This is a genomic window from Corynebacterium belfantii, assembly GCF_041898185.1.
Classification (GTDB): Bacteria; Actinomycetota; Actinomycetes; order Mycobacteriales; family Mycobacteriaceae; genus Corynebacterium; species Corynebacterium belfantii.
The window spans coordinates 1567303-1592399 of record NZ_CP157823.1 but is presented as its reverse complement, the minus strand read 5'-3'; the positions used below and the strand labels follow the sequence as shown (position 1 = coordinate 1592399).

18 protein-coding genes, 9 tRNA genes and 4 pseudogenes are annotated in these 25097 nt (G+C 50.0%); 15 read left to right on the top strand and 16 right to left on the bottom strand.

Annotated features, from left to right (window positions below; all coding sequences use genetic code 11):
* Positions 1-65: 65 nt before the first annotated feature.
* The 10 genes from msrB to ABMV07_RS07915 form a co-directional block, all read right to left on the bottom strand.
* The gene (msrB, locus tag ABMV07_RS07960) at positions 66-476 is read right to left on the bottom strand and encodes a peptide-methionine (R)-S-oxide reductase MsrB (RefSeq protein WP_088266296.1); all 411 of its coding nucleotides are present in this window, start codon (positions 474-476) and stop codon (positions 66-68) included.
* A gap of 57 nt (positions 477-533) precedes the next feature.
* Positions 534-1331 (bottom strand): pyrimidine reductase family protein, encoded by a 798-nt coding sequence (locus ABMV07_RS07955; RefSeq protein ID WP_088266297.1) that lies wholly within the window; start codon positions 1329-1331, stop codon positions 534-536.
* A 55-nt stretch (positions 1332-1386) separates the two neighbouring features.
* A tRNA-Gly gene (locus ABMV07_RS07950) sits at positions 1387-1459 on the bottom strand.
* Between the two features lie 33 nt (positions 1460-1492).
* Positions 1493-1564 (bottom strand) — tRNA-Val (locus ABMV07_RS07945).
* 7 nt (positions 1565-1571) lie between these two features.
* Positions 1572-1642 (bottom strand) — tRNA-Cys (locus ABMV07_RS07940).
* Between the two features lie 38 nt (positions 1643-1680).
* Positions 1681-1753: transfer RNA gene (locus ABMV07_RS07935), tRNA-Gly, on the bottom strand.
* A 33-nt stretch (positions 1754-1786) separates the two neighbouring features.
* Positions 1787-1858 (bottom strand) — tRNA-Val (locus tag ABMV07_RS07930).
* A 17-nt stretch (positions 1859-1875) separates the two neighbouring features.
* A tRNA-Gly gene (locus ABMV07_RS07925) sits at positions 1876-1948 on the bottom strand.
* A 33-nt stretch (positions 1949-1981) separates the two neighbouring features.
* A tRNA-Val gene (locus ABMV07_RS07920) sits at positions 1982-2053 on the bottom strand.
* Between the two features lie 17 nt (positions 2054-2070).
* Positions 2071-2143: transfer RNA gene (locus ABMV07_RS07915), tRNA-Gly, on the bottom strand.
* A 274-nt stretch (positions 2144-2417) separates the two neighbouring features.
* Between ABMV07_RS07915 and ABMV07_RS07910 the strand changes: the two genes are divergently transcribed.
* Both ABMV07_RS07910 and ABMV07_RS07905 read left to right on the top strand, forming a co-directional pair.
* Positions 2418-2489: transfer RNA gene (locus tag ABMV07_RS07910), tRNA-Val, on the top strand.
* 96 nt (positions 2490-2585) lie between these two features.
* Positions 2586-3966: pseudogene (locus tag ABMV07_RS07905) on the top strand (IS3 family transposase).
* Between the two features lie 128 nt (positions 3967-4094).
* Here the strand turns inward: ABMV07_RS07905 and ABMV07_RS07900 are convergent.
* Positions 4095-5444, bottom strand: a complete 1350-nt coding sequence (locus ABMV07_RS07900) for an IS256-like element IS1132 family transposase (RefSeq protein ID WP_374064509.1) — start codon at positions 5442-5444, stop codon at positions 4095-4097.
* 198 nt (positions 5445-5642) lie between these two features.
* Here ABMV07_RS07900 and ABMV07_RS07895 point away from each other — a divergent pair.
* Positions 5643-6792, top strand: a pseudogene (locus tag ABMV07_RS07895) (IS1249 family transposase).
* A gap of 74 nt (positions 6793-6866) precedes the next feature.
* Positions 6867-8246 carry an IS3 family transposase gene (locus ABMV07_RS07890; RefSeq protein WP_010934530.1) on the top strand — a complete coding sequence of 460 codons (1380 nt, stop codon included), beginning with the start codon at positions 6867-6869 and terminating at the stop codon, positions 8244-8246.
* 128 nt (positions 8247-8374) lie between these two features.
* Here the strand turns inward: ABMV07_RS07890 and ABMV07_RS07885 are convergent, their stop codons facing one another.
* Both ABMV07_RS07885 and ABMV07_RS07880 read right to left on the bottom strand, forming a co-directional pair.
* Complete coding sequence (locus ABMV07_RS07885; protein WP_374064508.1) at positions 8375-9724, bottom strand: IS256-like element IS1132 family transposase; 1350 nt, start codon at positions 9722-9724, stop codon at positions 8375-8377.
* A gap of 68 nt (positions 9725-9792) precedes the next feature.
* Positions 9793-10866 (bottom strand): annotated as a pseudogene (locus ABMV07_RS07880) (IS30 family transposase).
* Positions 10867-11658: 792 nt separating this feature from the next.
* Between ABMV07_RS07880 and ABMV07_RS07875 the strand changes: the two are divergent.
* From ABMV07_RS07875 to ABMV07_RS07835, 9 genes are all read left to right on the top strand, one after another.
* Positions 11659-12228, top strand: a complete 570-nt coding sequence (locus tag ABMV07_RS07875) for a copper resistance CopC family protein (RefSeq protein ID WP_197692196.1) — start codon at positions 11659-11661, stop codon at positions 12226-12228.
* Between the two features lie 6 nt (positions 12229-12234).
* Complete coding sequence (locus tag ABMV07_RS07870) at positions 12235-12849, top strand: copper chaperone PCu(A)C (protein ID WP_088267866.1); 615 nt, start codon at positions 12235-12237, stop codon at positions 12847-12849.
* Positions 12850-12892: 43 nt separating this feature from the next.
* Complete coding sequence (locus ABMV07_RS07865) at positions 12893-14164, top strand: Dyp-type peroxidase (RefSeq protein WP_196977506.1); 1272 nt, start codon at positions 12893-12895, stop codon at positions 14162-14164.
* Positions 14165-14352: 188 nt separating this feature from the next.
* A complete protein-coding gene (gene thrS / locus ABMV07_RS07860; RefSeq protein WP_088267868.1) occupies positions 14353-16416 on the top strand; it encodes a threonine--tRNA ligase in 2064 nt (687 codons plus the stop codon).
* A gap of 182 nt (positions 16417-16598) precedes the next feature.
* Complete coding sequence (locus tag ABMV07_RS07855) at positions 16599-17183, top strand: HIT family protein (protein WP_088267869.1); 585 nt, start codon at positions 16599-16601, stop codon at positions 17181-17183.
* Positions 17176-17829, top strand: a complete 654-nt coding sequence (pgsA, locus tag ABMV07_RS07850; RefSeq protein ID WP_088267870.1) for a phosphatidylinositol phosphate synthase — start codon at positions 17176-17178, stop codon at positions 17827-17829. Before ABMV07_RS07855 ends, pgsA begins: the two co-directional genes overlap by 8 nt.
* A gap of 26 nt (positions 17830-17855) precedes the next feature.
* Positions 17856-18797 (top strand): phosphatidylinositol mannoside acyltransferase, encoded by a 942-nt coding sequence (locus ABMV07_RS07845; protein ID WP_197692195.1) that lies wholly within the window; start codon positions 17856-17858, stop codon positions 18795-18797.
* 17 nt (positions 18798-18814) lie between these two features.
* Positions 18815-19915 carry a glycosyltransferase family 4 protein gene (locus ABMV07_RS07840; RefSeq protein WP_088267872.1) on the top strand — a complete coding sequence of 367 codons (1101 nt, stop codon included), beginning with the start codon at positions 18815-18817 and terminating at the stop codon, positions 19913-19915.
* 11 nt (positions 19916-19926) lie between these two features.
* Complete coding sequence (locus ABMV07_RS07835) at positions 19927-20388, top strand: hypothetical protein (RefSeq protein WP_014317932.1); 462 nt, start codon at positions 19927-19929, stop codon at positions 20386-20388.
* Here the strand turns inward: ABMV07_RS07835 and ABMV07_RS07830 are convergent.
* Together ABMV07_RS07830 and ABMV07_RS07825 are read right to left on the bottom strand one after the other, a co-directional pair.
* Positions 20385-21584, bottom strand: coding sequence for an aminotransferase class I/II-fold pyridoxal phosphate-dependent enzyme (locus ABMV07_RS07830; protein WP_197692194.1), 1200 nt, complete (start codon positions 21582-21584; stop codon positions 20385-20387). The genes ABMV07_RS07835 and ABMV07_RS07830 overlap by 4 nt on opposite strands.
* Positions 21584-22309, bottom strand: a complete 726-nt coding sequence (locus ABMV07_RS07825) for a 6-carboxyhexanoate--CoA ligase (protein WP_088267875.1) — start codon at positions 22307-22309, stop codon at positions 21584-21586. Before ABMV07_RS07825 ends, ABMV07_RS07830 begins: the two co-directional genes overlap by 1 nt.
* Positions 22310-22483: 174 nt before the next feature.
* Here ABMV07_RS07825 and ABMV07_RS07820 point away from each other — a divergent pair.
* Positions 22484-22624: pseudogene (locus tag ABMV07_RS07820) on the top strand (IS256 family transposase); the annotation flags it as partial.
* Positions 22625-22663: 39 nt separating this feature from the next.
* Here ABMV07_RS07820 and ABMV07_RS07815 read toward each other — a convergent pair.
* Positions 22664-23822, bottom strand: a protein-coding gene (locus ABMV07_RS07815; RefSeq protein ID WP_374065017.1) for an IS3 family transposase whose coding sequence is annotated in 2 segments (ribosomal slippage) — positions 22664-23548 and positions 23550-23822 — 1158 coding nt in all. Because the reading frame shifts where the segments join, the coding sequence is not laid out codon by codon here.
* Between the two features lie 80 nt (positions 23823-23902).
* Between ABMV07_RS07815 and ABMV07_RS07810 the strand changes: the two genes are divergently transcribed.
* On the top strand, positions 23903-25084 hold the full coding sequence (locus ABMV07_RS07810) for an IS30 family transposase (RefSeq protein WP_374064507.1): 1182 nt from the start codon (positions 23903-23905) through the stop codon (positions 25082-25084).
* Positions 25085-25097: the final 13 nt, after the last annotated feature.

The following is a 25097-nucleotide window of genomic DNA, read 5'->3' as shown; positions in this document are numbered from 1 at the left end:
AAGCGTGGGGCCAACAGCATTTGAGTTGCTGACCCCACGCTTTTAAATGTTTAAAGTTAAGTGCCTTAGCCTTCTTCTGCAGGAGTCAAAGTTAAGCACACAGAGTTAATGCAATAACGCAGATCTGTGGGGGTATCGTAACCTTCACCTGCAAAGACATGCCCTAAATGAGATTCGCAGTTTGCGCAGATTACTTCAGTGCGGATCATACCATGAGAAGTGTCTGTGCGTTCTATGACCTTATCGCCAGCTAATGGCGAGAAGAAAGAAGGCCATCCGCAATGGGAATTGAACTTTTCTGTTGATCGAAAAAGCTCGGTGCCACAAGCACGGCACGAATAAACGCCCTCTGTAGTGGTGTTGGTGTATTCCCCAGTGTGAGGTGCTTCGGTACCTGCTTCGCGCAAAACACGGTACTCTTCGCTGCTGAGTCGCTGGCGCCATTCGGTGTCGGTGATCAATTTAAAATTTGTCATCGCTTGTCCTTAGTTTGTCGGAACTGTGTATTGGCTACAACTCATGGGCTGAATCATTTATTGCGTGGGATTCCCTAATGTGTCGCGAATTACTTTATAGCGTGAAAATATTAATCCACTAGGGGAGGAAGATAGCATTTCTAGCCCAAGGCGAGTAGTGAAAGAGTCGTCAGATATTTTTCCAAAAAGGGGGCTTTCTACTGGGCAAATGATATTGGGGGCAATCGTTAAATGAAGACGATCGACGATTCCTAAAGACAACGCCTGGCGGTAAACTGATGGACCACCTTCAATGGATATTTTTTTCAATCCTCGAGCATGCAACGCATCGAAAGCAATCTTTAGTGGGTTTGTGCTAGTAGGTGCCACGATGACCTCCACGCCTATGTCAATAAGCTTTTGTAAGCGCTGGTCCCATTGTTCGGAATTGTTGGCAGGTTGTTGAGTTATAACGAATGGGGATAATTCTGATGGTAGATCAGGGGAGAATAGTTCGGAGGAGAAGTCGAAATATAAAGATCTACTCAAAAGTGTAAGTTTAGGTAAACCGCAGCGGCCTAGCTTTTGCCTTTGAGTCTTGATCCCATGTGGCAGTACTACAGGACCGTAGTTTTCCTTTCGAGCAGTTTCGGCGCCCACAACGATCGCATCTGCCCATCCTCGTAGTTGTATTAGTAAGTCTGCATCTGTTTGGTCACCCATTGGACCGGAGACTCCCGATAAAGTGGCTGAGCCATTGATTGATGTAATCGTAATAGCGCGGCATTCTGGTTCGTTGATCGTGGTGAGGGGAAGAGCCCCGTAAACAATTTGCTCGGTAGTTACTGTGCTGGAAGATGCGGAGTCACGCTGCATGCCAGTTAACACTACTAGGAAAATAAAAAAAACCGGCGTTAAGCCGGTTTAGTTGAGCGGATGACGAGACTCGAACTCGCGACCCTCACCTTGGCAAGGTGATGCGCTACCAACTGCGCTACATCCGCATGTTTTCGTTTAAAGCCTGAAAACAAGGCTTGTGCGCGATACTGGGATTGAACCAGTGACCTCTTCCGTGTCAGGGAAGCGCTCTCCCGCTGAGCTAAACGCGCGGGTATGAGGTGGAAACGGGAATCGAACCCGTGTGCACGGTTTTGCAGACCGTTGCCTCACCACTCGGCCATTCCACCGTGGCGTTGCCGCCTCGGAAGGTACTTAAAAATACCAGAGCGGATGACGAGACTCGAACTCGCGACCCTCACCTTGGCAAGGTGATGCGCTACCAACTGCGCTACATCCGCATGTTTTCGTTTAAAGCCTGAAAACAAGGCTTGTGCGCGATACTGGGATTGAACCAGTGACCTCTTCCGTGTCAGGGAAGCGCTCTCCCGCTGAGCTAAACGCGCAGACGCTCTAAGCGTTGAGCGGATGACGAGACTCGAACTCGCGACCCTCACCTTGGCAAGGTGATGCGCTACCAACTGCGCTACATCCGCATGTTTTCGTTTAAAGCCTGAAAACAAGGCTTGTGCGCGATACTGGGATTGAACCAGTGACCTCTTCCGTGTCAGGGAAGCGCTCTCCCGCTGAGCTAAACGCGCAGACGCTCTAAGCGTTGAGCGGATGACGAGACTCGAACTCGCGACCCTCACCTTGGCAAGGTGATGCGCTACCAACTGCGCTACATCCGCACGCAAACTGTGCTGCGAGAAGAAACTTTAGCCCGATGGCACGTGTTAGTGCAAATCCGCAGTTAGTGGGGGAAATGAAAGTAAAACTGCGGGTATGGCTAAGCAGAATTGATTACACGGACATGTCGACTATTCATATCTGTAAAAGTTTGGTGGCGAGTTATTGCATTGATCTAAATGAAGGAGGAGTGTGCTGAACTGCACTCTATATAAAGATTGGGTTTTTAATTAGAATCGTGCTACATTGATCTTCGTTCAACAATGAGTTGAAGCTGGTCCTATGGCTCAGTGGAAGAGCGTTCCGTTCACACCGGAAAGGTCGCTGGTTCGATCCCAGCTAGGACCACATAATTCGATCTCTACACTATTTGCTGTGGGGATTTTTTAATTTGAGGGTTAAGTAGCAGAAGGGGATGCGGACGGAATCTTGGAGGATTCCATTATGAACCGTTCCTACACCAACACGCAGAAGCGCACAGCACTGCGGGTCTACAAACGCACACAATCAGTGACTAAAACAGTCCGCGAACTCGGCTACCCAGGCAGATGGACCCTGTATAAATGGCTACGCGAGCCCAAAACCCCACCACAACCACGTAAACAAGCCAAAACCCTGACCCACTACCCATACGAAGTCAAACTTCGCGCAGTAGAACTTTTCCACAATGGTTGGCGACCAGCTGATATTGCCCAGGAATGCTGCCTGCACACTCACGCCAGCGTCTATGCTTGGGCGCAACGCTACCGTGAGGAAGGACAATGGGGCTTGATGTCGAAAAAAGAACGCGCAGGCCATGGCCGCATCCCTACTAAAGCAGCACTAGAAAAATCATTGCCGGATAATCCAACACAGTTAAAACAGCAGATGGCCACGCTGCTGGTAGAAAAAGCCGTGTTGGAAAAGGAGCTGGAAATTATAAAAAAAAGACGTAAGCGTCATCCCCGGTCAGCTGAGTAATAAGCACAAAACCGACGTGGTTGACGCTTTGCGTAGCACGTTTCCATTAGCAATGCTGCTCGCTGCTAGTGGTCTTGCTGCATCCAGTTTCTATTACCACCTGAAAAAACGACGCATGCCTGATAAGCACGCAGCTATTCGCAGCATGGTGCACCGCATCAGTTCTGATTCACATAATACCTATGGTTATCGCCGTATCTGGTGGCAATTACGACATTTAGGCATAACTATCAGTGAAAAAGTAGTTCGCAGGCTCATGCGCGAAGAAGCAATTACGGTGCGGTTTCCGAAGCGGAAGGTGAAATATTCCAGTTATCAAGGAGAAATTTCTCCGGCTCCGCCGAACCTGGTCAACCGTTGTTTTCATGCCACTGCTGCGAATACGTTGTGGCTGACTGATATTAGTGTTTTCGCTGCGAATGAGGGGCGGGTGTATTTGTCTGTGATTATTGATTGTTTCGATGGCAAAGTCGTTGCTGCTAAGACGAGTGTGAATCCCACTATGGAGTTAGCAGAATCTACGCTGCAGGCCGCTATTGATGCTGAGGGTCTTCCACCGGATGGTTCATTAGTGATTCATTCAGATCGTGGTGTGCATTACCGTGGTCGGAGTTGGCATAGTCTGACTGCGAAATATGGCATCGTTCGTTCGATGTCGAAAAAGGGGTGTAGTCCTGACAATGCGGCATGCGAGGGGTTTTTCGGGCGGATGAAAAATGAGATGTATTACGGCAAGAGGTGGCAGACAATCCAAGAGCTTGACGATGCCATTGCTGCTTATATCGAGTTTTATAACAATCATCGCATTAAAGTTAGTCTCAATGGTATGAGTATCGCGCGTTATCGCATGGCTGCGGTAGCGTGAGGTTGAAAGTGTCTAACAAACCGTCCGCATCCCCGAATGTGTGTCTGATTCTTGCGATTTCCGCAGATCAGACTATACAAATCGGGCTTGAAGAGAGTGTCCGATTGTTTGTGTGCGGGGGGCTTGGTTTACAAGTAGTCCGCGAATCGGTCGGGGTAAGCCACGGCTAGTTGGTTGATGGCTTGTTTCCACCCGGTGGCTTTCGCTCCTTCAATATAGCCGTTGCATTCGATGGCGCGCTTCGCTTTCTTCGCTCGCTGGGCAGCGCGCTTGTCCTCGATGTTGCAGATCATCAGCCACAGCGTTTTCAGCGCCGCGGTATCGTTCGGGAACTGGCCGCGGTTGCGGGTGGCTTTCCGCAGCTCAGCATTCAGCGATTCGATCGAATTCGTGGTGTAGAGTACCCGCCGTGCCGCAGGCGGGAACTGCAAAAATGGCACAAACCGGTCCCAGGCGTCGCGCCAGACTTTGACCGATTGCGGGTATTTACGGCCCAGTTCACTGGCCTCGAATGCGTCCAGGGCGGCGCGGGCGGTGTCCTCGGTCGGTGCGGTGTAGACCTCCCGTAGCGCACTTGATACGGGTTTGCGGTCTTGGTAGGACACCCACCTGTTGGCCGCCCGGATCAGGTGCACGATACAGGTCTGCACCATGGAATTCGGCCAGGTTGCCTCCACGGCTTCCGGCAGGCCTTTGAGCCCGTCGCAGCAGACGATGAACACGTCTTGGACCCCACGGTTGGCAAGGTCAGCGCACACGGATGCCCAAAAACTGGCGCCTTCATTGTCTGCGATCCACAATCCCAGGATGTGCTTGATGCCGTCCATGTCGACGCCTACCGCCATGTAGCAAGACTTGTTGACCACGCGGTGGCCATCGCGGATCTTCACTCGCAGCGCGTCGAGGAAGATCACTGGGTAGAACTCGTCGAGCTGGCGGTTTTGCCAGATCATGACCTCTTCTAACACCGCGTCGGTAATGGTGCTGATCGTATCTGGGCTCATATCCACCCCGAGGGTGGTGGCGAGGTGGTGGCAAATATCGCGCACGGTCATCCCACCGGCGTACAGGGAGATGATCATGTCATCAAGCTCCGTCAGACGGCGGGTGCCTTTAGGCAGCATCCGCGGCGTAAACGTGCCAGCTCGATCCCGGGGCATAGTCACATCAAAGGTGCCGTAGCCAGAGTTGACGGTTTTGGTGTACGACCCGTTGCGGTGATTGCCACCATCCGGGGTGCCCAGCTGGGCTTTCGCCGTACGATCAGAGTGCGCGTATCCTAGATGCGCGTCCATTTCAGCCTGCAGACCAGCGTTGATCGATGCCTGCAAAAGACCTTTGACCAGGTCGCTGGCATCATCGGTGGAAGTCGACAACTCGCCGATCAGTTCGGCGATTTCCGGATTTTCCATCAGCTTAGTGCTGATCTCGTTGACCCTGTTCGGGTCATGACCTTTCCTCGGTGACACGGTAGTCATTATCAGTGAAACTCCTTCTGGATCAGAGCCTCACACACAAAACACCTGACACCCTCGGCTTGAATAAGGATTTAGTCCTTATTCAAGCCCGATTCTCGTTCAATCCGCCGGAACGGCGCTTCAGTGTGGTAGCTAGATGCTGGTTAGCCTTTGCCGGTGACACCAAACAGACCACGATGCCCAGTATGTACTGGGCAAATGAAGAAAAACGGCACCACCACAAAAGGAACGACCAGATGGCGGTGCAAGAACCCTGACTGTGGATCTTCCACCACCTACCGTCGGCCTGATCTGACTAAAACCCGCGACTTCAAAGCGTTTCACCGATACGTGACCTCCACGAGATCACTAACCGAGATCGCCTGCGATGCCGGAGTCAGCAGATGGACCCTCGACCGCCGATTCGAACCGTTATAGCTCATCAATGTTCCCAACACCCCAGACCCCAACAGGGTCTACGACCAGATCTTCATCGACGGCACCTACACCGACGCCGGCTGCCTGCTCGTAGCAGCAAGCCACAACCACGTCATCACATGGCACTGGGCCAAACACGAAACCGCCCACGCTTACACACAACTGCTGCGCGGTATCGCCCAACCGTTATGCGTCGTCCTCGACGGCGGACAAGGCGCACTTACTGCGGATTAAAACCTGCTGGCCCACGACCATGATCCAGCGCTGCCTCGTCCACGCCCAACGCGTCATCCGTCGCTACACCACATCACGGCCCCGCACCGACGCCGGCAAAGCGATCTATACCCTAGCGCTGAAACTGACCAAGATCACCACCTTGGACCAGGCACGCCAGTGGACCATCAAACTGCACGAGTTCGGGGTGGTCTACAAGGACTTCCTGAACGAGAAAACACCCGTACCCAAAAAGCGCCGCACCCCCAGCCACCAATGGGAATTCACACATATCCGGGTCCGAAAGGCATACAACTCGCTTTTGCACTTATCGCGCAACAACTGGCTGTTTGCCTATCTCCAACCCCCGCCAGAAGCACTCGAACCGGCCCGGTGGGCAGCAACCACAAACAGCCTAGAAGGCGGCATCAACGCACAACTCAAACGCATCGCCGATGCGCATCGCGGCAGGTCCGGGGAACGCCAACGAAAAATGCTCGAGTGGTACCTGCACTCGAAAACGCAGCTGCCTGACGACCCACTCGAGATCGCCAGGCAGTGCAATTACGGACAAGATCAACTCGGAAAAGTTCCCGATCTCGTCCCAGAAGACCACAACACAGCCGACCAAGAAACAGGCCGACCAGCCTTCTACGACAACGCTATCCCAACCGAATACCAACACAACATAGGAATCCGCAAAGGCCCCATGCAATAAAGAAATGTCCGCCCGGCGACACGTCGAACGGACACACTTTTGGGGATGCGGACGGAATCTTGGAGGATTCCATTATGAACCGTTCCTACACCAACACGCAGAAGCGCACAGCACTGCGGGTCTACAAACGCACACAATCAGTGACTAAAACAGTCCGCGAACTCGGCTACCCAGGCAGATGGACCCTGTATAAATGGCTACGCGAGCCCAAAACCCCACCACAACCACGTAAACAAGCCAAAACCCTGACCCACTACCCATACGAAGTCAAACTTCGCGCAGTAGAACTTTTCCACAATGGTTGGCGACCAGCTGATATTGCCCAGGAATGCTGCCTGCACACTCACGCCAGCGTCTATGCTTGGGCGCAACGCTACCGTGAGGAAGGACAATGGGGCTTGATGTCGAAAAAAGAACGCGCAGGCCATGGCCGCATCCCTACTAAAGCAGCACTAGAAAAATCATTGCCGGATAATCCAACACAGTTAAAACAGCAGATGGCCACGCTGCTGGTAGAAAAAGCCGTGTTGGAAAAGGAGCTGGAAATTATAAAAAAAGACGTAAGCGTCATCCCCGGTCAGCTGAGTAATAAGCACAAAACCGACGTGGTTGACGCTTTGCGTAGCACGTTTCCATTAGCAATGCTGCTCGCTGCTAGTGGTCTTGCTGCATCCAGTTTCTATTACCACCTGAAAAAACGACGCATGCCTGATAAGCACGCAGCTATTCGCAGCATGGTGCACCGCATCAGTTCTGATTCACATAATACCTATGGTTATCGCCGTATCTGGTGGCAATTACGACATTTAGGCATAACTATCAGTGAAAAAGTAGTTCGCAGGCTCATGCGCGAAGAAGCAATTACGGTGCGGTTTCCGAAGCGGAAGGTGAAATATTCCAGTTATCAAGGAGAAATTTCTCCGGCTCCGCCGAACCTGGTCAACCGTTGTTTTCATGCCACTGCTGCGAATACGTTGTGGCTGACTGATATTAGTGTTTTCGCTGCGAATGAGGGGCGGGTGTATTTGTCTGTGATTATTGATTGTTTCGATGGCAAAGTCGTTGCTGCTAAGACGAGTGTGAATCCCACTATGGAGTTAGCAGAATCTACGCTGCAGGCCGCTATTGATGCTGAGGGTCTTCCACCGGATGGTTCATTAGTGATTCATTCAGATCGTGGTGTGCATTACCGTGGTCGGAGTTGGCATAGTCTGACTGCGAAATATGGCATCGTTCGTTCGATGTCGAAAAAGGGGTGTAGTCCTGACAATGCGGCATGCGAGGGGTTTTTCGGGCGGATGAAAAATGAGATGTATTACGGCAAGAGGTGGCAGACAATCCAAGAGCTTGACGATGCCATTGCTGCTTATATCGAGTTTTATAACAATCATCGCATTAAAGTTAGTCTCAATGGTATGAGTATCGCGCGTTATCGCATGGCTGCGGTAGCGTGAGGTTGAAAGTGTCTAACAAAACGTCCGCATCCCCTTTTGCTACTTAACCCTAATTTGATATGAGGGGCGGATTCTAGGGGTCGTGGAAACCAGAGAGTGTCCGATTGTTTGTGTGCGGGGGGCTTGGTTTACAAGTAGTCCGCGAATCGGTCGGGGTAAGCCACGGCTAGTTGGTTGATGGCTTGTTTCCACCCGGTGGCTTTCGCTCCTTCAATATAGCCGTTGCATTCGATGGCGCGCTTCGCTTTCTTCGCTCGCTGGGCAGCGCGCTTGTCCTCGATGTTGCAGATCATCAGCCACAGCGTTTTCAGCGCCGCGGTATCGTTCGGGAACTGGCCGCGGTTGCGGGTGGCTTTCCGCAGCTCAGCATTCAGCGATTCGATCGAATTCGTGGTGTAGAGTACCCGCCGTGCCGCAGGCGGGAACTGCAAAAATGGCACAAACCGGTCCCAGGCGTCGCGCCAGACTTTGACCGATTGCGGGTATTTACGGCCCAGTTCACTGGCCTCGAATGCGTCCAGGGCGGCGCGGGCGGTGTCCTCGGTCGGTGCGGTGTAGACCTCCCGTAGCGCACTTGATACGGGTTTGCGGTCTTGGTAGGACACCCACCTGTTGGCCGCCCGGATCAGGTGCACGATACAGGTCTGCACCATGGAATTCGGCCAGGTTGCCTCCACGGCTTCCGGCAGGCCTTTGAGCCCGTCGCAGCAGACGATGAACACGTCTTGGACCCCACGGTTGGCAAGGTCAGCGCACACGGATGCCCAAAAACTGGCGCCTTCATTGTCTGCGATCCACAATCCCAGGATGTGCTTGATGCCGTCCATGTCGACGCCTACCGCCATATAACAGGCCTTGTTGACCACGCGGTGGCCATCGCGGATCTTCACTCGCAGCGCGTCGAGGAAGATCACTGGGTAGAACTCGTCGAGCTGGCGGTTTTGCCAGATCATGACCTCTTCTAACACCGCGTCGGTAATGGTGCTGATCGTATCTGGGCTCATATCCACCCCGAGGGTGGTGGCGAGGTGGTGGCAAATATCGCGCACGGTCATCCCACCGGCGTACAGGGAGATGATCATGTCATCAAGCTCCGTCAGACGGCGGGTGCCTTTAGGCAGCATCCGCGGCGTAAACGTGCCAGCTCGATCCCGGGGCATAGTCACATCAAAGGTGCCGTAGCCAGAGTTGACGGTTTTGGTGTACGACCCGTTGCGGTGATTGCCACCATCCGGGGTGCCCAGCTGGGCTTTCGCCGTACGATCAGAGTGCGCGTATCCTAGATGCGCGTCCATTTCAGCCTGCAGACCAGCGTTGATCGATGCCTGCAAAAGACCTTTGACCAGGTCGCTGGCATCATCGGTGGAAGTCGACAACTCGCCGATCAGTTCGGCGATTTCCGGATTTTCCATCAGCTTAGTGCTGATCTCGTTGACCCTGTTCGGGTCATGACCTTTCCTCGGTGACACGGTAGTCATTATCAGTGAAACTCCTTCTGGATCAGAGCCTCACACACAAAACACCTGACACCCTCGGAAACCACATCCTATATATCAGTTGACTCTAGCAACACAACCATTCGTTCAGCTGGCGTATCGTAACCGAGAGTTTTACATGGCCGACGATTCAATTTGCATGGCAACGAAGTCAAGACATTCAACGGTACGGACACTCAGATCGGTTCCTTGAGAAAAATACTGCCATAACAGGCCATTAGTATTTTCATTGATCCCCCTCTGCCACAGCAAGCCTAGATCACAAAACACACCGAACAATCAGCAGCAATAGAAAAATTGATGACCAGCCATTTCACTTCCCTGATCCCACGTCAGTGATCCTTTAAGATACTACGGCAAACCACCAATAGCTTTGACCAAAGCTTCTCGAACTTCGTAAGGCGCCGTGACCATAAGACAAATGAAACAACATCACATACCTCGTACCACCCTCAACGAGGGTACCGATCGCTGACTTGTTTCCTTTACCAAGGATAAAATCCCCTTCCCAGTGACCAGGAACAGCACGGTCTGCAACCTCAACCGGCCGGTTGGAAATCATCATCATCGGGTCAACAAAACACTGACGAGAAACACGCCAACCACGCGGCTTACATTGCCTATGACCGCGGCGTAATGCCACAGCGATCTCTTTCTTCAGCTCCCCTTTTGGCCTGGAAGAACAATAATTGATAAATAGTTTCCGGACACACATACATAGTGTCATCGCCAAGATAATCCCTGCGCAACCTTCCAGAAACCTGCTCCGGAGAATACCTACCTTTAAGCATCGACCACACCGCGTTGCGAAGCTGCGGGTTGGCATCCACCTTGCGCTTTTTAAACCGAAACCGCCGTAGGACTGATTACCGATGCACATACGAAGGCAGATACAGCCCGAATTCGTCACGGTTGCATGCAAGCTCTTTGCTGATCGTGCCAGCTGAGCGCCCTAAGTGTCAGGCAACCTCGCGGACTCCTGCGCCGCATCGTTTCATATCGAAGATGATCTCGCGATCCTCCACGGACAGATACCCCAGTGAAATCCGCTGATCGATACGCTCCTGCGGGATAATCTGGACGGGAACCGCTTCACGGCCGTCAACATAAGGAATGACCTGCATAAACCTGTTATACAGTGCCACATCCAGCCCGTGGGGGCACGAAAGGCTTGCGCCCTGTTGCCAACTTGACAAGCCCCTTTATCGATATCGGCCGCGACACGCGGATGAATGCCACACACTGCTGCCGTATCGTTACGGCCAAGACCATGGGCACGCAGTTGAAGATATTCACATCGACGTGTCGTAGCTTTCGCAGTGCGCCTGTGCTCATTGCGGTGCCACAAACCCAGCTCAATACCGATGCGATAGACAACGCTGGAACCGACAGACAGTTCGCACACAATATCCATCGGTGCCAGACCTTTAAGCCGCAGCTGGGCAATCTTATCGCTTTCAGCCGGACTTACCCGCTTTACCTGCCTTATGGGCAACCCGAATGCACGAGCGAGCCGATAAACCACTAAGTACGGCAATTCCACTGCCACTGCAGCCACCCACACCGAACTTCCTGCTTTTATCAATGCACACAGGCACGCTACCACCGCAGACTCTGAATCCCACTTCGAACCCATGAAATCACCCAATTCTCGTCAGGTGTTTCCACGACCACTAGAATCCACCGAGTCGAGTTGCTTTGCTGTTATCTAAGTTGGGGAGATACATTGCTATTCTTGGCGGAATAGGTCTTCTTAGATTTTTGAATGTTGTCCAACCGTTTCGATGTTTTGAAAAATATGACTTGGTTCGGAACTTTTTCAATTCTCTGAACGACTTGTATTGCAGACTTTGAATTTTAACGATTTTGGGCCTGCGATAGATGTGTCGATTTCCTCTGATTTGAGTGGTGAATTTGTGAAGGGTCAATGTGTACGTAGCACGTGGCAGGGCGTTAAATTCGCTTCCATAGGTGCGTTAACAGGTCTTTTTTTGCTCCAGCAACCCGCCGTTGCTCACGACGTTGTTATATCTTCCAATCCGCAAGATGGTGCAAAAGTAACGGAATTCCCGACAACCGTCGAACTGACCTTTTCGGGTATTCCTAAAAAGGACTTCAATACTGTTGCATTGAGTCGGAAATCTGATTCGACAGTTTTGTATCGAGGCGAGCCTCATCTTAACGGGAAGGTTGTGAGCTTCACATTGCCTTCGAACATCGAAAAGCAAGCAGGTGAGTATCTAATTGGCTTTCAGATCACTTCATCGGATGGGCACTCCACCAAAGGGCGAACTACGTTCACTTATGTTGATCCTTCGCAAGAGAATGGTTCTAGTGAAGTTTCGGCAGAAAGCGAATTGAAACCCACAACCTCTGAAGGACTTAGTTCGACGGCAACTTTCGCCGCAGGGGGAATCACATTAATTGCACTAGCTATTGTTTCTATTTTTTTAGTTGCACGACGTAACTCCCAGAAAGGAAAATAATTAATTATGTCTACATCTCGTCGTATTAAGGGCGTTATTGCTGTTTTTGCCATGGCTTCAATCGCTTTGACAGCTTGTTCTAACTCTGAATCTGATTATGAGAAGAAGGTCGACACCGCATCATCTGCTGCTGCGGCTGCTTCCGAAACTAGCTCGATGAGCATGGGGGAAGATTCTGTCATGATGATGAACCCATATGTTCGCTCCATGGAAGACGGAAAATCCATGACTGGTATTTTTGGTGAAATTATGAACCACTCTGACAAGGATGTCACGGTTGTGGGATTTAGTTCTTCCATTAACGCCAAGATGAATCAACTTCATGAGGTCGTTGACGGAGTCATGAAAGAAAAAGAAGGTGGATTTGTTATTCCTGCTGGCGGAACCTACACGTTGGAGCCAGGCAAAGATCATATGATGCTCATGGGTGTTGACAAGCCAGTTGCAGCTGGTGACACTGTTTCCGTCACACTTGAACTATCTGATGGTAACTCGGTTGACGTCAAGGATATTCCAGTTCGAAAGTTGGGGGCTGGCGATGAAAACTACGGAGCTGACGGTGCGGTTCACATGGATCACGGAACCAGTGCGACAATGAAGCACGATCATAGCCATAAATAAAATTAAGTCGTCGAATCTCTAATTGAGGAAAAGGTTACTGAGAATGGCCGAAACTCCACGTTTTACTGTTAAATCATTAGGCGAACATCTCAAGATGAGTCGCCGTGGATTTCTTACTGGTACAGCCGGAGTTGCAGCCGCAGGAGCATTAAGTGCGTGCACAGAGCCTACGCATGATGCAGATGCTGTGGGTGTAGATCAAACAGTTGCCCAAGAAATAGAGCCATTCGACGGCATCCATCAATCTGGAATTGCCACTCCGGCACAAGCGCACCTCATAGTACTGGGACTTAATTGCCGTGCGGGAGTGGATTCTGCTGCAGTGCGACGTTTGTTGACCCTGTGGACCGAGGATGCTCGGGAGTTAACTCAGGCGCGAAGCCCAGTGGGTAACCTTGAGCCCGAGATGACCTCGTCACCTTCACGTTTGACAGTTACTGCTGGTGCTGGCGCACGGCTATTCGATATTCTCGGGAAGTCGGAAATGAAGCCTGCATGGCTCAAAGATATTCCAGTCTTTTCTAAAGACAGACTTGATCCGCGTTGGGGGCAAACGGATCTTGTGCTACAGATTTGTTCAGATGACCCTATGACCGCAGCTTTCGCCATGCGGCATATGACCCGATCAGGATCTGATTACGCTGAAGTTAAATGGGTTCAACAGGGATTTTTAAACGCTCGGGGTACTTTGCAAAAAGGCGAAACTCCGCGAAATCTTTTTGGCCAAAAAGATGGCACCATTAATCCTCACACTGCTGAAGAATTTGATAAGCAGGTTTGGATTGACGATGAAGATGATTCTCCACGTTGGATGCACGGTGGAACGTGCATGGTTGTAAGGCGTATTTCAATGAATTTGGACACTTGGGAGCGTCTGGATCGGCAATCCAGAGAGGTCGCAATTGGACGCGATATCGTAGAAGGGGCCCCACTAAGCGGTAAAAAGGAGCACGATTCTGCTGACTATGAGGCAGTTGATGAATATGGTCTTCCGAAGATTGACGCCCGTTCCCACATGGCGCTAGCTACGGCACCTTCAGATTTGCCTAATCAGCGGCTCCTTCGGCGTGCATATACTTACAATGAAACCCCGATGGTTGGGACTGATCAGCTATCGAATGCCGGCCTTGTGTTTTGTTGTTTCCAAAAGGATCCGCGTAAACAATTCATTCCGATTCAACAGCGCTTAGATGCTAGCGATCGTTTGAATGAGTGGATCAAACACATCGGTTCTGCGGTGTACGCGATTTTCCCAGGCACCGATCAAAAGAAAACGGAATCTTCCATTTGGGGTGCCGCGTTGTTCGATTCCTAGTCAATTCGCGGTACTATAAGCAACAAAGCGTCGAAAAGTACCGAGTTTAAATGGATCATAAATGTCCTCGGAAGATTTCCGTGGGCATTTACTATTCTGATGAATGAAAATCGAGCTATTGTTGGAACGTTTAAGCGTCCAGGTATGACGCTTAAACATGAGCGCAAGTAAGGAGCGCATTTTTTTAAATGGCACATCTCATTGAGGCAGCCCCCAACCCCCACCAGCCTTTCGTTGTGGCTGCAGGCGTTGCGGTCGGTGCTGCTATGCGGCAACTGGAGCTACCTAATAAAGGTCCTGAAGCGATCGTTTGTGTAAGGGATAGTGAAGGCACACTGTGTGATCTGTCTTTTGTGCCTGAGCAAGGTAGTGAGTTCACTCCAGTTCCTGCTAATACTGAAGATGGACGTACAGTCATCCGCCACTCGTGTACTCACGTGTTGGCTCAAGCCGTTCAAGCAGAATTCCCAGGAACAAAGTTGGGCATTGGTCCAGCGATTGAAAATGGCTTCTATTATGACTTTGATGTCGCAGAGCCTTTCACTCCGGAAGATCTTCAAAAGCTTGAAAAGCGAATGAAGAAAATCGTCAAGCAAGGGCAAAAATTTGAGCGTCGAACTTTCGCATCGGTTGCCGAGGCTGAAGAAGCTCTAAAGAACGAGCCATATAAGCTTGAGCTGATTCGCGATAAAGGAAACGTTGATCCAGACTCGGATGAGGCTACAGAGATTGGCGCTGGTGATCTCACAGGCTATTACAACGTTAACCCACGTACAGGGGAAGTGGATTGGTACGATCTGTGCCGCGGACCCCATGTTCCGACAACCAAGTACATTCCAGCATTTGCTTTGACTCGATCGTCAGCAGCTTATTGGCGTGGCGATCAATCTCTAGCAGGTTTGCAGCGCATTTATGGCACCGCGTGGGAGTCTAAAGAAGCGCTTGAAGAATACCAGCTGATGATGGCCGAGGCTGAAAAGCGCGATCATCGTCGTCTAGGTGCAGAGCTTGACTTGTTCAGCTTCCCAGATGAAATCGGATCTGGTTTTCCGGTGTTCCACCCCAATGGAGGAATTGTTCGTCTAGAGATGGAGGAACATTCTCGCCGTCGTCATATCAACGCAGGATATTCCTTTGTTAATACCCCGCACATCACCAAAGGTGATCTGTTCAAGAAATCGGGTCACCTAGATTTCTATGCTGATGGCATGTTCCCTCCTATGCAGCTTGATGGTGAGGTTGACGAGGAAGGAAACGTCGTAAAGCAGGCTCAAGACTATTATGCAAAGCCTATGAACTGCCCGATGCACAACCTCATCTTTGCATCGCGTGGTCGGTCTTACCGTGAACTTCCTTTGCGTCTCTTTGAGTTCGGTACGGTTTACCGTTATGAGAAATCCGGCGTAATCCACGGACTTACTCGTGCACGTGGTTTTACCCAGGATGATGCTCACATTTACTGTACTGAGGATCAACTTGAGCAAGAGCTCACATCAGTACTTGATTTCATTATTTCGCTCCTTCGTGACTACGGCTTGGATGACTTTTATCTTGAGCTTTCCACCAAGGATCCGAACAAGTTCGTTGGTTCTGATGAAATTTGGGAAAAATCTACGTCAATTCTGCAGCGTGTAGCAACTAAATCTGGTCTAGAACTGGTTCCGGATCCTGCTGGAGCGGCATTCTATGGGCCAAAGATTTCGGTTCAGGCTCGAGACGCTATCGGTAGAACTTGGCAAATGTCGACAGTTCAGCTTGATTTCAATCTCCCAGAGCGATTCAACTTGGAGTACACATCTTCTGATGGTTCTAAGAAGCGTCCGATCATGATTCACCGTGCGCTGTTTGGCTCAATCGAACGATTCTTTGGTGTCTTGCTGGAGCATTATGCCGGTGCATTCCCAGCGTGGTTGGCTCCTCACCAAGTAATAGGTATTCCAGTGGCAGATTCTTTCTCTGAGCATTTGGAGAAAGTTACAGGGATGCTTCGTGGCAAGGGTGTTCGCGCGAGCGTGGATACTTCTGACGATCGTATGCAGAAAAAGATTCGCAATCATACAACCGGTAAGGTTCCATTTATGCTCCTTGCAGGTGCGCGCGATGTTGAAGCTAATGCGGTGAGCTTCCGTTTCCTCGATGGCACACAGGTTAATGGGGTTCCAGTTGATAAAGCTATTGACGTGATCACACAGTGGATCTCTTCGCGAAATAACGAACAGCCAAGCGAAGAAACTGTGAAAAAACTGGTGTAATACCCGTTGCTTTGCATGGTTATGAATTAACCCACGATGTATTCAACATATACATCGTGGGTTAATCCCTCATTGTGTGCATAAACGAAGTACGGTGTAGTAAGAAATTGAGATAGTTACAACAGTAAGATTCAAGATTTGCTGTTGGGCATTGTCATCTAATTGGTGGTTGAGGAGCAGATATGGGGTCAGTGCCAGACAACGGTGAAACATACGTTGATCAAGGCATCGGCGTGGAAGATCGTCTAGAACGCCTATGGGCGCCTTATCGAATGGCGTACATCAAGAAAGATCCCGTTGATGATGCGCGTGGCTCTACCAACCCTTTTGTTCGAATCCCTGAGCTGTCAGATGAAGATGGGCTCATCGTTGCGAGAGGGGAGTACGTTTACTGCCTTCTTAATCTCTTCCCTTACAACTCTGGGCATATGATGGTTGTTCCTTATCGTCAAGAACCCAATTTGGAAGACCTTACCGCCGAAGAAATTTCTGAACTTTTCGCTTTTGGTCAAGCTGCGATCAAAGTCGTTAAATCTGTATCGCGCCCAGATGCTATCAACGTTGGGTTCAATTTGGGTCGTGCATCGGGTGGTTCGGTGGGCGAACATCTCCATATGCACATTGTGCCGCGGTGGTCTGGAGACGCGAATTTTATGACTATTATTGATGGGACAAAAGTATTGCCACAATTGTTGCGTCAGACACGGTCGTTGCTCGCGCAAGCGTGGAACGACATGGACGGAATCCCAGGAGTAGCTCATGCTTAGTGTCCATGGCAGGAAACCTGCATCGGTCATCGTCGAGCCTGCGGCAAAAGCACTGATCAAGATTGGTTTTACTCCTAATTCCATCACCATCGTAGGTACTGCTATCACGATCGCGATCGCAGTCATTTTAATTCCGACTGATCATCTATTTGCTGCTGCCGTGTTGTCTGGCATATTTGCAGCATTCGATATGGTTGATGGGACCATGGCTCGAATGCGAGGCGGGGGAACGAAGTTCGGAGCGACTCTCGACGCTTCTTGCGATCGGATTACTGATGGCGCACTGTTTGGCGCTATTACTTGGTGGCTTATATTTCACCATTCCGCATCTCAAATGCTTATCGTTGCGTCATTTGTGGTTTTGGTTTGTTCACAGGTTATTTCCTATGTCAAAGCTCGAGGTGAAGCGTCGGGCTTCACCATGAATGGAGGTTTGGTCGAACGACCCGAGCGCCTGATTGTGGGCTTGGGAGGAATTGGTCTAGCTGGGCTTGGCGTACCTTTGGCAGTAGATGTTGCAATTTATCTATTGGCTATAGGGTCAATTTTTACTGTGGGACAGCGCCTTTATATCGCTTCTCAATCCGAAAACGCCTTGGAAAAAACAGCTGCACCAGCTGGAGCCAAGGAACACCCTAATTTCTAAGGGGCAAATGTAGACCGAGCAGTTTTATGAATTCAACACGTATGAAGAGCAATCAGCGATTCCAAAATTTTAACCAATGGAAGCTTCACACATCGGCAGCTGCGTATCTAGCTGGGTGGAAAGTAGTTCGCCTATTGCCAGAACCTGTGGCATATCGGTTATTTTCGTGGGCGGCGGTGATTGCTTCACGACGTGGCAGGGGGATGGATCAACTTCGCCGCAATCTCACTCGAGTAGTGGGAGCAGAAAACGTTGATAGAGCGTTGGTTAAACGGTCTATGCAATCGTACGCACGCTATTGGTGCGAAGCATTCCGGTTGTCTGTGATCGCTCGCGATCCTGATGTTATTCATCGAGTTGATGCCCATGCCCGCGGTGTGGAACAAGTTAATCCTCATAGTCCGATGATCATTGTCTTGCCGCATTCAGGTAATTGGGACCTTATCGGCATGTACTTTGTAAAAAAAGTGGGCACTTTTACAACCGTGGCAGAACGAGTAAAGCCGGAGTCCCTTTTCCGTGCTTTTGTTAATTATCGTCGTTCACTTGGTTTTGAAGTTCTTCCGCTAACGGGAAGCGAAACTTCACCGTATTCTATGCTTTTGCAACGCGTTCGCGAGGGGCGGACTGTGTGTCTATTGGGCGAACGAGATCTTACATCTCATGGAGTTGAAGTCGAGTTTTTCGGTGAAACTACTCGAATGCCAGCCGGTGCGGTAAAACTAGCACTTGATAGTGGTGCACCTTTACATGTTGCGCATACATGGTTTGAAGGAGACGATTGGGGCTTAAGCCTATCTGAGCCTGTAGAGATTACTGATGTAAAATCTGGAGTTCAGGCAATTGCTCAGATAATGGAGAAAAATATTAAGGCCTACCCGGAGGATTGGCATCTTTTGCAACCGTTGTGGATAAATGATTTGGATCGACGGCGTTACGAATCAGGACTGCAACCAAAAAACGATTAAGAAAGGCGTAGCATTTGATGCCCTCAATGCGGATCGGTATTGTCTGCCCTTATTCTTTTGACGCTCCAGGTGGAGTTCAAGTCCATGTGCTTGATTTAGCCGAGAAATTCATTTCGCAAGGGCATCATGTTGAAGTTTTGGGGCCTGCTTCGGAATCAACTCAGCTGCCAGATTTTGTAACAAGGGGTGGTGCGTCATTGCCAATCCCATATAACGGATCAGTCGCTAGATTATCATTCGGTCCAAGCACGTTTATACGTGCACGAGATTTTATTAATCGCGGCCAGTTTGATGTGCTACATATCCATGAACCAAATTCACCTAGTTTTTCCATGGCGGCGCTGAAAGTTGCACGTGGTCCTATTGTTGCGACATATCATGCCTCGAGCAATCGCTCATTAGCACTCAAATTTGCATTGCCATTTTTGCGTGGTCAATTAGAAAAGATCCGTGGTGGAATCGCGGTATCGGAAATGGCTAGGCGATGGCAGGTTGAGATGCTAGGCGGGGATCCGATCCTTATCCCCAATGGTGTTGAAACATCACAGTTCGAGCTCGACAAAAAGCCATTGTGGTCAGGGCGGATTCCGGAAATTGTCTTTTTAGGGCGTCTTGATGAACATCGTAAAGGTCTAGATATTCTTCTCCGGGCAGTAGACCGACTAGACCATGAAGTACGGGTTACAGTAATTGGTGGTGGAACTCATCCGCCGGCTCCTCGAGTTGATTTCGTGGGAAGAGTTAGCGATGAAGAAAAGGCTGAAATCCTAGGACGAGCTGATATCTATGTGGCTCCGAATCGCGGGGGAGAAAGCTTTGGAATCGTACTCGTAGAAGCTATGGCTGCAGGTTGTGTCGTTGTAGCTAGTGATTTGGAAGCATTTTCTGCAGTGTGTGATGCACAGAGTCCGCAACCATCAGGAATGCTATTTCGAAATGGTGATGCTGACGATCTTGCATCTACACTGAAAAAGATTATTGAAAATCCTAAATATGGGCAGCAACTGGTTGACTCTGGAACTCAAAGAGCAAAAGAATTTGATTGGGATAATGTCGCCAAAGAAGTAATGCGAGTTTATGAGACAGTGCGTGATGGCACCACCGTGACGGCCACATAGGAGAAACGTTCATGACAACAGTCATTGTTGCGATAGTTGTATGCCTTATCACCGTTTTTATCGCGTGGGCTTGGAGTACTGCACAGCGTTTGAATCGTCTTCACATTCGAACGGATTCTGCACTTCAAGCGCTTCAAGCCGCATTGGATCAACGATCTGCGGTGTTGGCGGCGCTATATCCTCAACATAATGCTTTGGTGCAGTCGGCCCAAAAGATTCAATTAGACTATGAAACCTTTTCAGAACGGTCTGAAAAAGAAAAACATGTCGGTGCGTGTATTTCTCTTCTTGGCGATGCTGTTCCTGCATCGTTGGTGGAAGCAGAGGCACGAGTCCAATTGGCCTTCCGCTTTTATAACGATGCGGTTGCAGATACTCGTGCCCTTAGAGTGCGTCCACTAGTTCGAGGTCTACGACTTGGTGGAACTGCACGGCTTCCTATTTTCTTCGAGTTGCCCAACATCCATGACTAAGTGTTCTTTATTTCATGGAAACGATGACTATCTAATTGCTTGAGTGCATCAGCAAGTTGATCAATATCTTGGTGAGAATGCATCGATGTCATGGTTATCCTCAACATGGCATTGCCACGACTTACTGTTGGATATCTGATTGCTGGAATAAAAAATCCCTTATCACGAAGCAGTCGTGCAGAAAGAAGTGCCTGATTTTCGTCTCCAATTGGGTATGAAATGATTGCGGAGAAAAACCCGTTTTTCTGAACTGGGACTACATGTGAGCTTTGCTGTGCGAAGTAAGCAATATTGGATTGAAGCTTGCGGACACGATCTGGTTCTTGTTCTAGAACTGTCAGTGCCGCATCGGTAGTTGCCATCGTTGCTGGTGAAGGAGCAGTGGAAAAGACATATCCGCGCCCTTGATTGCGCAATAAGGTGGCTACCTGTTCAGAACATAAGGCGAAGCCGCCTTCGCCACCAAGAGCTTTACTCGACGTACCGACGATTACTTCTTGTGAGAAATCGGTTGGTGCGTGGGGGAACAAATGCGCGGTGCCTCGCCCTGCGTTTCCTAAGCACCCGATTCCGTGGGCGTCGTCGATAAGCAACCATGAACCGTGTCGGGCAGCTACGCGGCGTAACTGTCCGAGATCTGCGATAGCTCCAGACATGGAAAATACTGCGTCGGTAATAACAAGTGAATTCGCAGTAGGGCAATGAGTTAATGCATCATCGAGAACTTCGTAATCTCCGGTGGGAAAAGCCTTTACTTGAGATTTGCTGAGTCGGCAACCGTCAATGATAGAGGCGTGATTGAGTGAATCTGAATAGATGGTGCAATCTGTCCCAGCAAGCGTGGAGATAATGGTGACATTTGCTTGATAGCCGGAAGCGAAAAACACTGCGTCGGGGGAGCCGAAAAATTGAGCGAGATGAATTTCGATACTGCGGTGAATGCTGCTACCGGTTGTCAATCGGGAGCCACCGGATCCTGTTCCTAGAGAAGTGATGGCTTCGATTGCGGCGTTTTTTAGAAATGGATGTTCGCTAAGGCCTAAATAATCAGAGCTGGAAAATAGCAGCATTGGACGATTATCGATTATCGCGTGTGGAGTTTGAGGTGATGAAAATTGCGCGGGTGTGCGCTCAAGCCCTCGTTCACGCCACCCCACATTGCGTTGGTGAGCATAGAAATCAAGCGATGGAGACATTAGTTAACTCCGGTAATGAGGACTGGCTGTTGTTCAAGATAACTAATCGTATCTTCAGGGGTGCTCAACCTAGTATCCAAAAGGAAAACCCGCCCGCCAATGGGAGAATATGGATCTTTCATGTTCGGGATACGGATGTAGGTATTTGCTGCGGTGACATATCCTGTCGTATAGGCAGGATCATCAGAGATACATATTTCTGCGACGATGCCCGGTGTGCTCATCACCTTGGATGCTAAGACTAGGGCTTCGTTGAAATGTGACTTTTTAAGCGTTGGACCAGTGGAATCTTGCGGTGTGATCCCAAACGTCGACGCGCGTACTCCTCGTTGTGGATCATAAGGGTCGAGGCGTTGTCCAGTGTGCGCGCATAGTAAAATCGCCCCGCGCATGTTGCGAGCATTCAAGACTGCATCAAGTGCCATCCGTGCGATAGTGGGACTAACAACGTTGGAAAGTTGCTCGATTACTTGATGGTGGGCTTCGCTAGGATGCTGGGCAGAAAGGCATCTGACCTCTAATGCAGGGACTTTGATGATATCTGTATCATTAATTCTGCGGATTGTAAGCGTGGTTATCTCCGGTTGACCCTTGGAATGCGTATTTGCACGCTTATAAAAGCTGGACAAAAATTCATTGGCCCGTGATTCATCAACAAGAGTTTCAGCTCCAGATATGTGTGCTCCGTTGCTGCTCGCATGCATTTTGATGCTGACATAGCTCATATATGAAGCATAAAACAATGAGTTAAACGGTGTTCAAGTTTATTGAAATAATCTCCACATATTTTCAGATGTCATGGCATTTTTGTCGAACGGTGCGCCTCAATATTGATAGAAGCCGAGAGTGTCTAATGGTTTGTGTGTAGGTTCCCAACCTGCATAAGAAGATGAACCAGAATGACTAGTGCGGCACGACGAAATCCGGCTGATAAAACCAAAATTGATGCGATCGAAAAGAAGCTGCTTGCTAACCCTGACATCGCGAAACTCATTGACAAGCTAGGCACGTCCACCACGGATGCCAACAACCTAGTTCGGGTCTGCTGAGGGTTTGGTTGACAGTTTTCCTTCTGATTTTTAGGCCGCAAGGGATGCGGCTGGTTCCATGATTGTTTCGTATTCGATTGGTGTCAATTTACCCAGTGCTCGTTGCCGTCTTTTCCTGTGATATGTCCGTTCAATCCAGTGAGTGATCGCGGCAGATAGTTCACGGCGCCTGTTCCAAAAGCCACGATCAAGAACGTTCTTTTGTACAAGAGCGAAGAAAGATTCCATCGCAGCGTTATCCCCACACGCTCCAACTCTGCCCATAGATCCCTTCGCGCCGTAAGATTTCAGCGCGGCACGGAATTTTCTAGAACGAAATTGCGAGCCACGATCAGAGTGAATGATTACGCCATGGGGATTGCCTCGTTTCCTCATCGCATCATCGAGCGCCGCCACCACGAGGCGTGATTTCATCCGCCCACCGGTCGCATAGCCCACGATTCTTCGCGAGCACAGGTCTTTGATCGCACACAGATACAGCTTGCCCTCTTTGGTCCAATGCTCCGTAATATCTGTAACCCACGCAACGTTGAGCGCATCAGCGTGGAAGTGACGCTGTAACAGGTCATCATGTACTGGAGCACCCGACTTCTTCCCACGCGACTTACGCCTAGCGATCACCGAGAACACCTGAGCATGAGAACACAAAAGCCATACTCGACGCTCAGAAATCTCTATCCCTTGATCATGGAGCTCGTCTGCTATCAGGCGGTAACCAAATTCAGGATCGTCACTGTGAATCTGGCGAATCTTGTCTATAAGTTCTACTTCTTGGGCTTGCCTGTCCGAAACTGGCTTAGCAGCCCATTTATAAAACGCTTGGCGGGAAAACCCCAGTACCCGAGCCGCTACCGTCACGGTCGCCTTACCTGCCTTGATCAGCTTTTCCACGGTCGGGAAGACCCTTTTGGGCGATCACCTCTTGAGACAGGTACGCCGCCGCTGCACGTAGCACTTCGTTTTCCATTTCCAACTCGCGAATCCGTTTCAAAGCCTGGCGCATCTCTTTAGCCACTACCGGATCAGCACACGGTTGCATCCCCTGAGCCTGCAACCTCGCATCAGTAATCCATTTTTGCAACGAGGAACGCGAGATCCCCAAATCAGCACACACCTGACGGCGAGCAACCCCAGACTCCACCAACGCCACGGCATCAGCTTTGAACTGCTCTGAATACAACTTCGACATAATCAACATCCTTCCCTGCCCCGCCCCAGCGAAACAAGCTAGACGTCAACCAAACCCTCAGCAGACCCTCCCGTTCAAAAATGTGTGCTGCTCGGCGTGAGCATTATGTAGAGCTTTTGCGTCAGGGACTGAATTTTACGCAAGCAGCCAAAGTAGTGGGCGTTTCCAAACGTACCGGGAAAGTATGGCGTAATGGACGTACTCGCTCGAGCGGGCGTAACGAAAAGGCTAGCGTTGCCTGGTACTGTGCAAAAATGGAGATCCCTGAAAATGCTGGACCGTACTATCTAGGCCTGCAAGAACGAATCATTATCGCTGATAGGCTTCATGCAGGTAAAAGTATTCGCGCGATTGCCGGAGAGTTAGGCAGGGCACCGTCAACAATCAGCCGCGAGGTAAATAAACATCGTAGCCCAATAACAGGGGACTATCAGCCATATCACGCTGACCAGCAAGTAGTACAAGCCAGGAAAAGACCTAAGCCAGCCAAGATTAACCGCAGTGCGCTATTGTTTCAACTGGTGGAGGACGGGTTAAAGAAACACTGGAGCCCGGAGCAAATTAGCGGGTGGCTGAAGAAAAACTATCCTGATAACCCGGCAATGAATATGTGTGTAGAAACCATTTACCAAGCGATGTATGTTCATGCCCGTGGACAGTTAAAGCTAGAGGTTAAAAAGATGCTGCGTACAGGGCGTAGCAGGCGTAAACCGCATAAACAACCCCAGCAGCGCACACCCCGTTTTAAAGACCCCATGACAATGATTGCTTGCCGCCCAGCACAGGTCGATGAACGGATCATTCCAGGACACTGGGAAGGGGATTTGATATGCGGTGCCGGCAATAAGTCCGCGATTGGCACGTTGGTAGAGCGTACAACCCGGTTCACAATTTTGCTACATCTTCCTAATCACCATGATGCCGGCAGCGTTCAAGAAGCGATCGTGAAAAAGATGCAAGGACTTCCAAAACTACTACGTAACTCCCTTACCTGGGATCAGGGGTCTGAAATGGCGCTGCACAAGAAAATCTCTACCTCCTTAGATATGGATGTTTTCTTCTGCGATCCTCATTGTCCTTGGCAACGAGGCACAAACGAGAACACCAATGGTTTACTACGACAGTACTTCCCAAAAGCTACCGACCTATCCCAGTACCCAGAAGACTATCTGGACGCAGTCGCAGAAGAGTTAAACGATCGACCACGCAAGACGTTAGAATACGATAAACCCAGCGAGCGGATCCTCAAGCTGCTTGCCTAAAACCATCAACCGT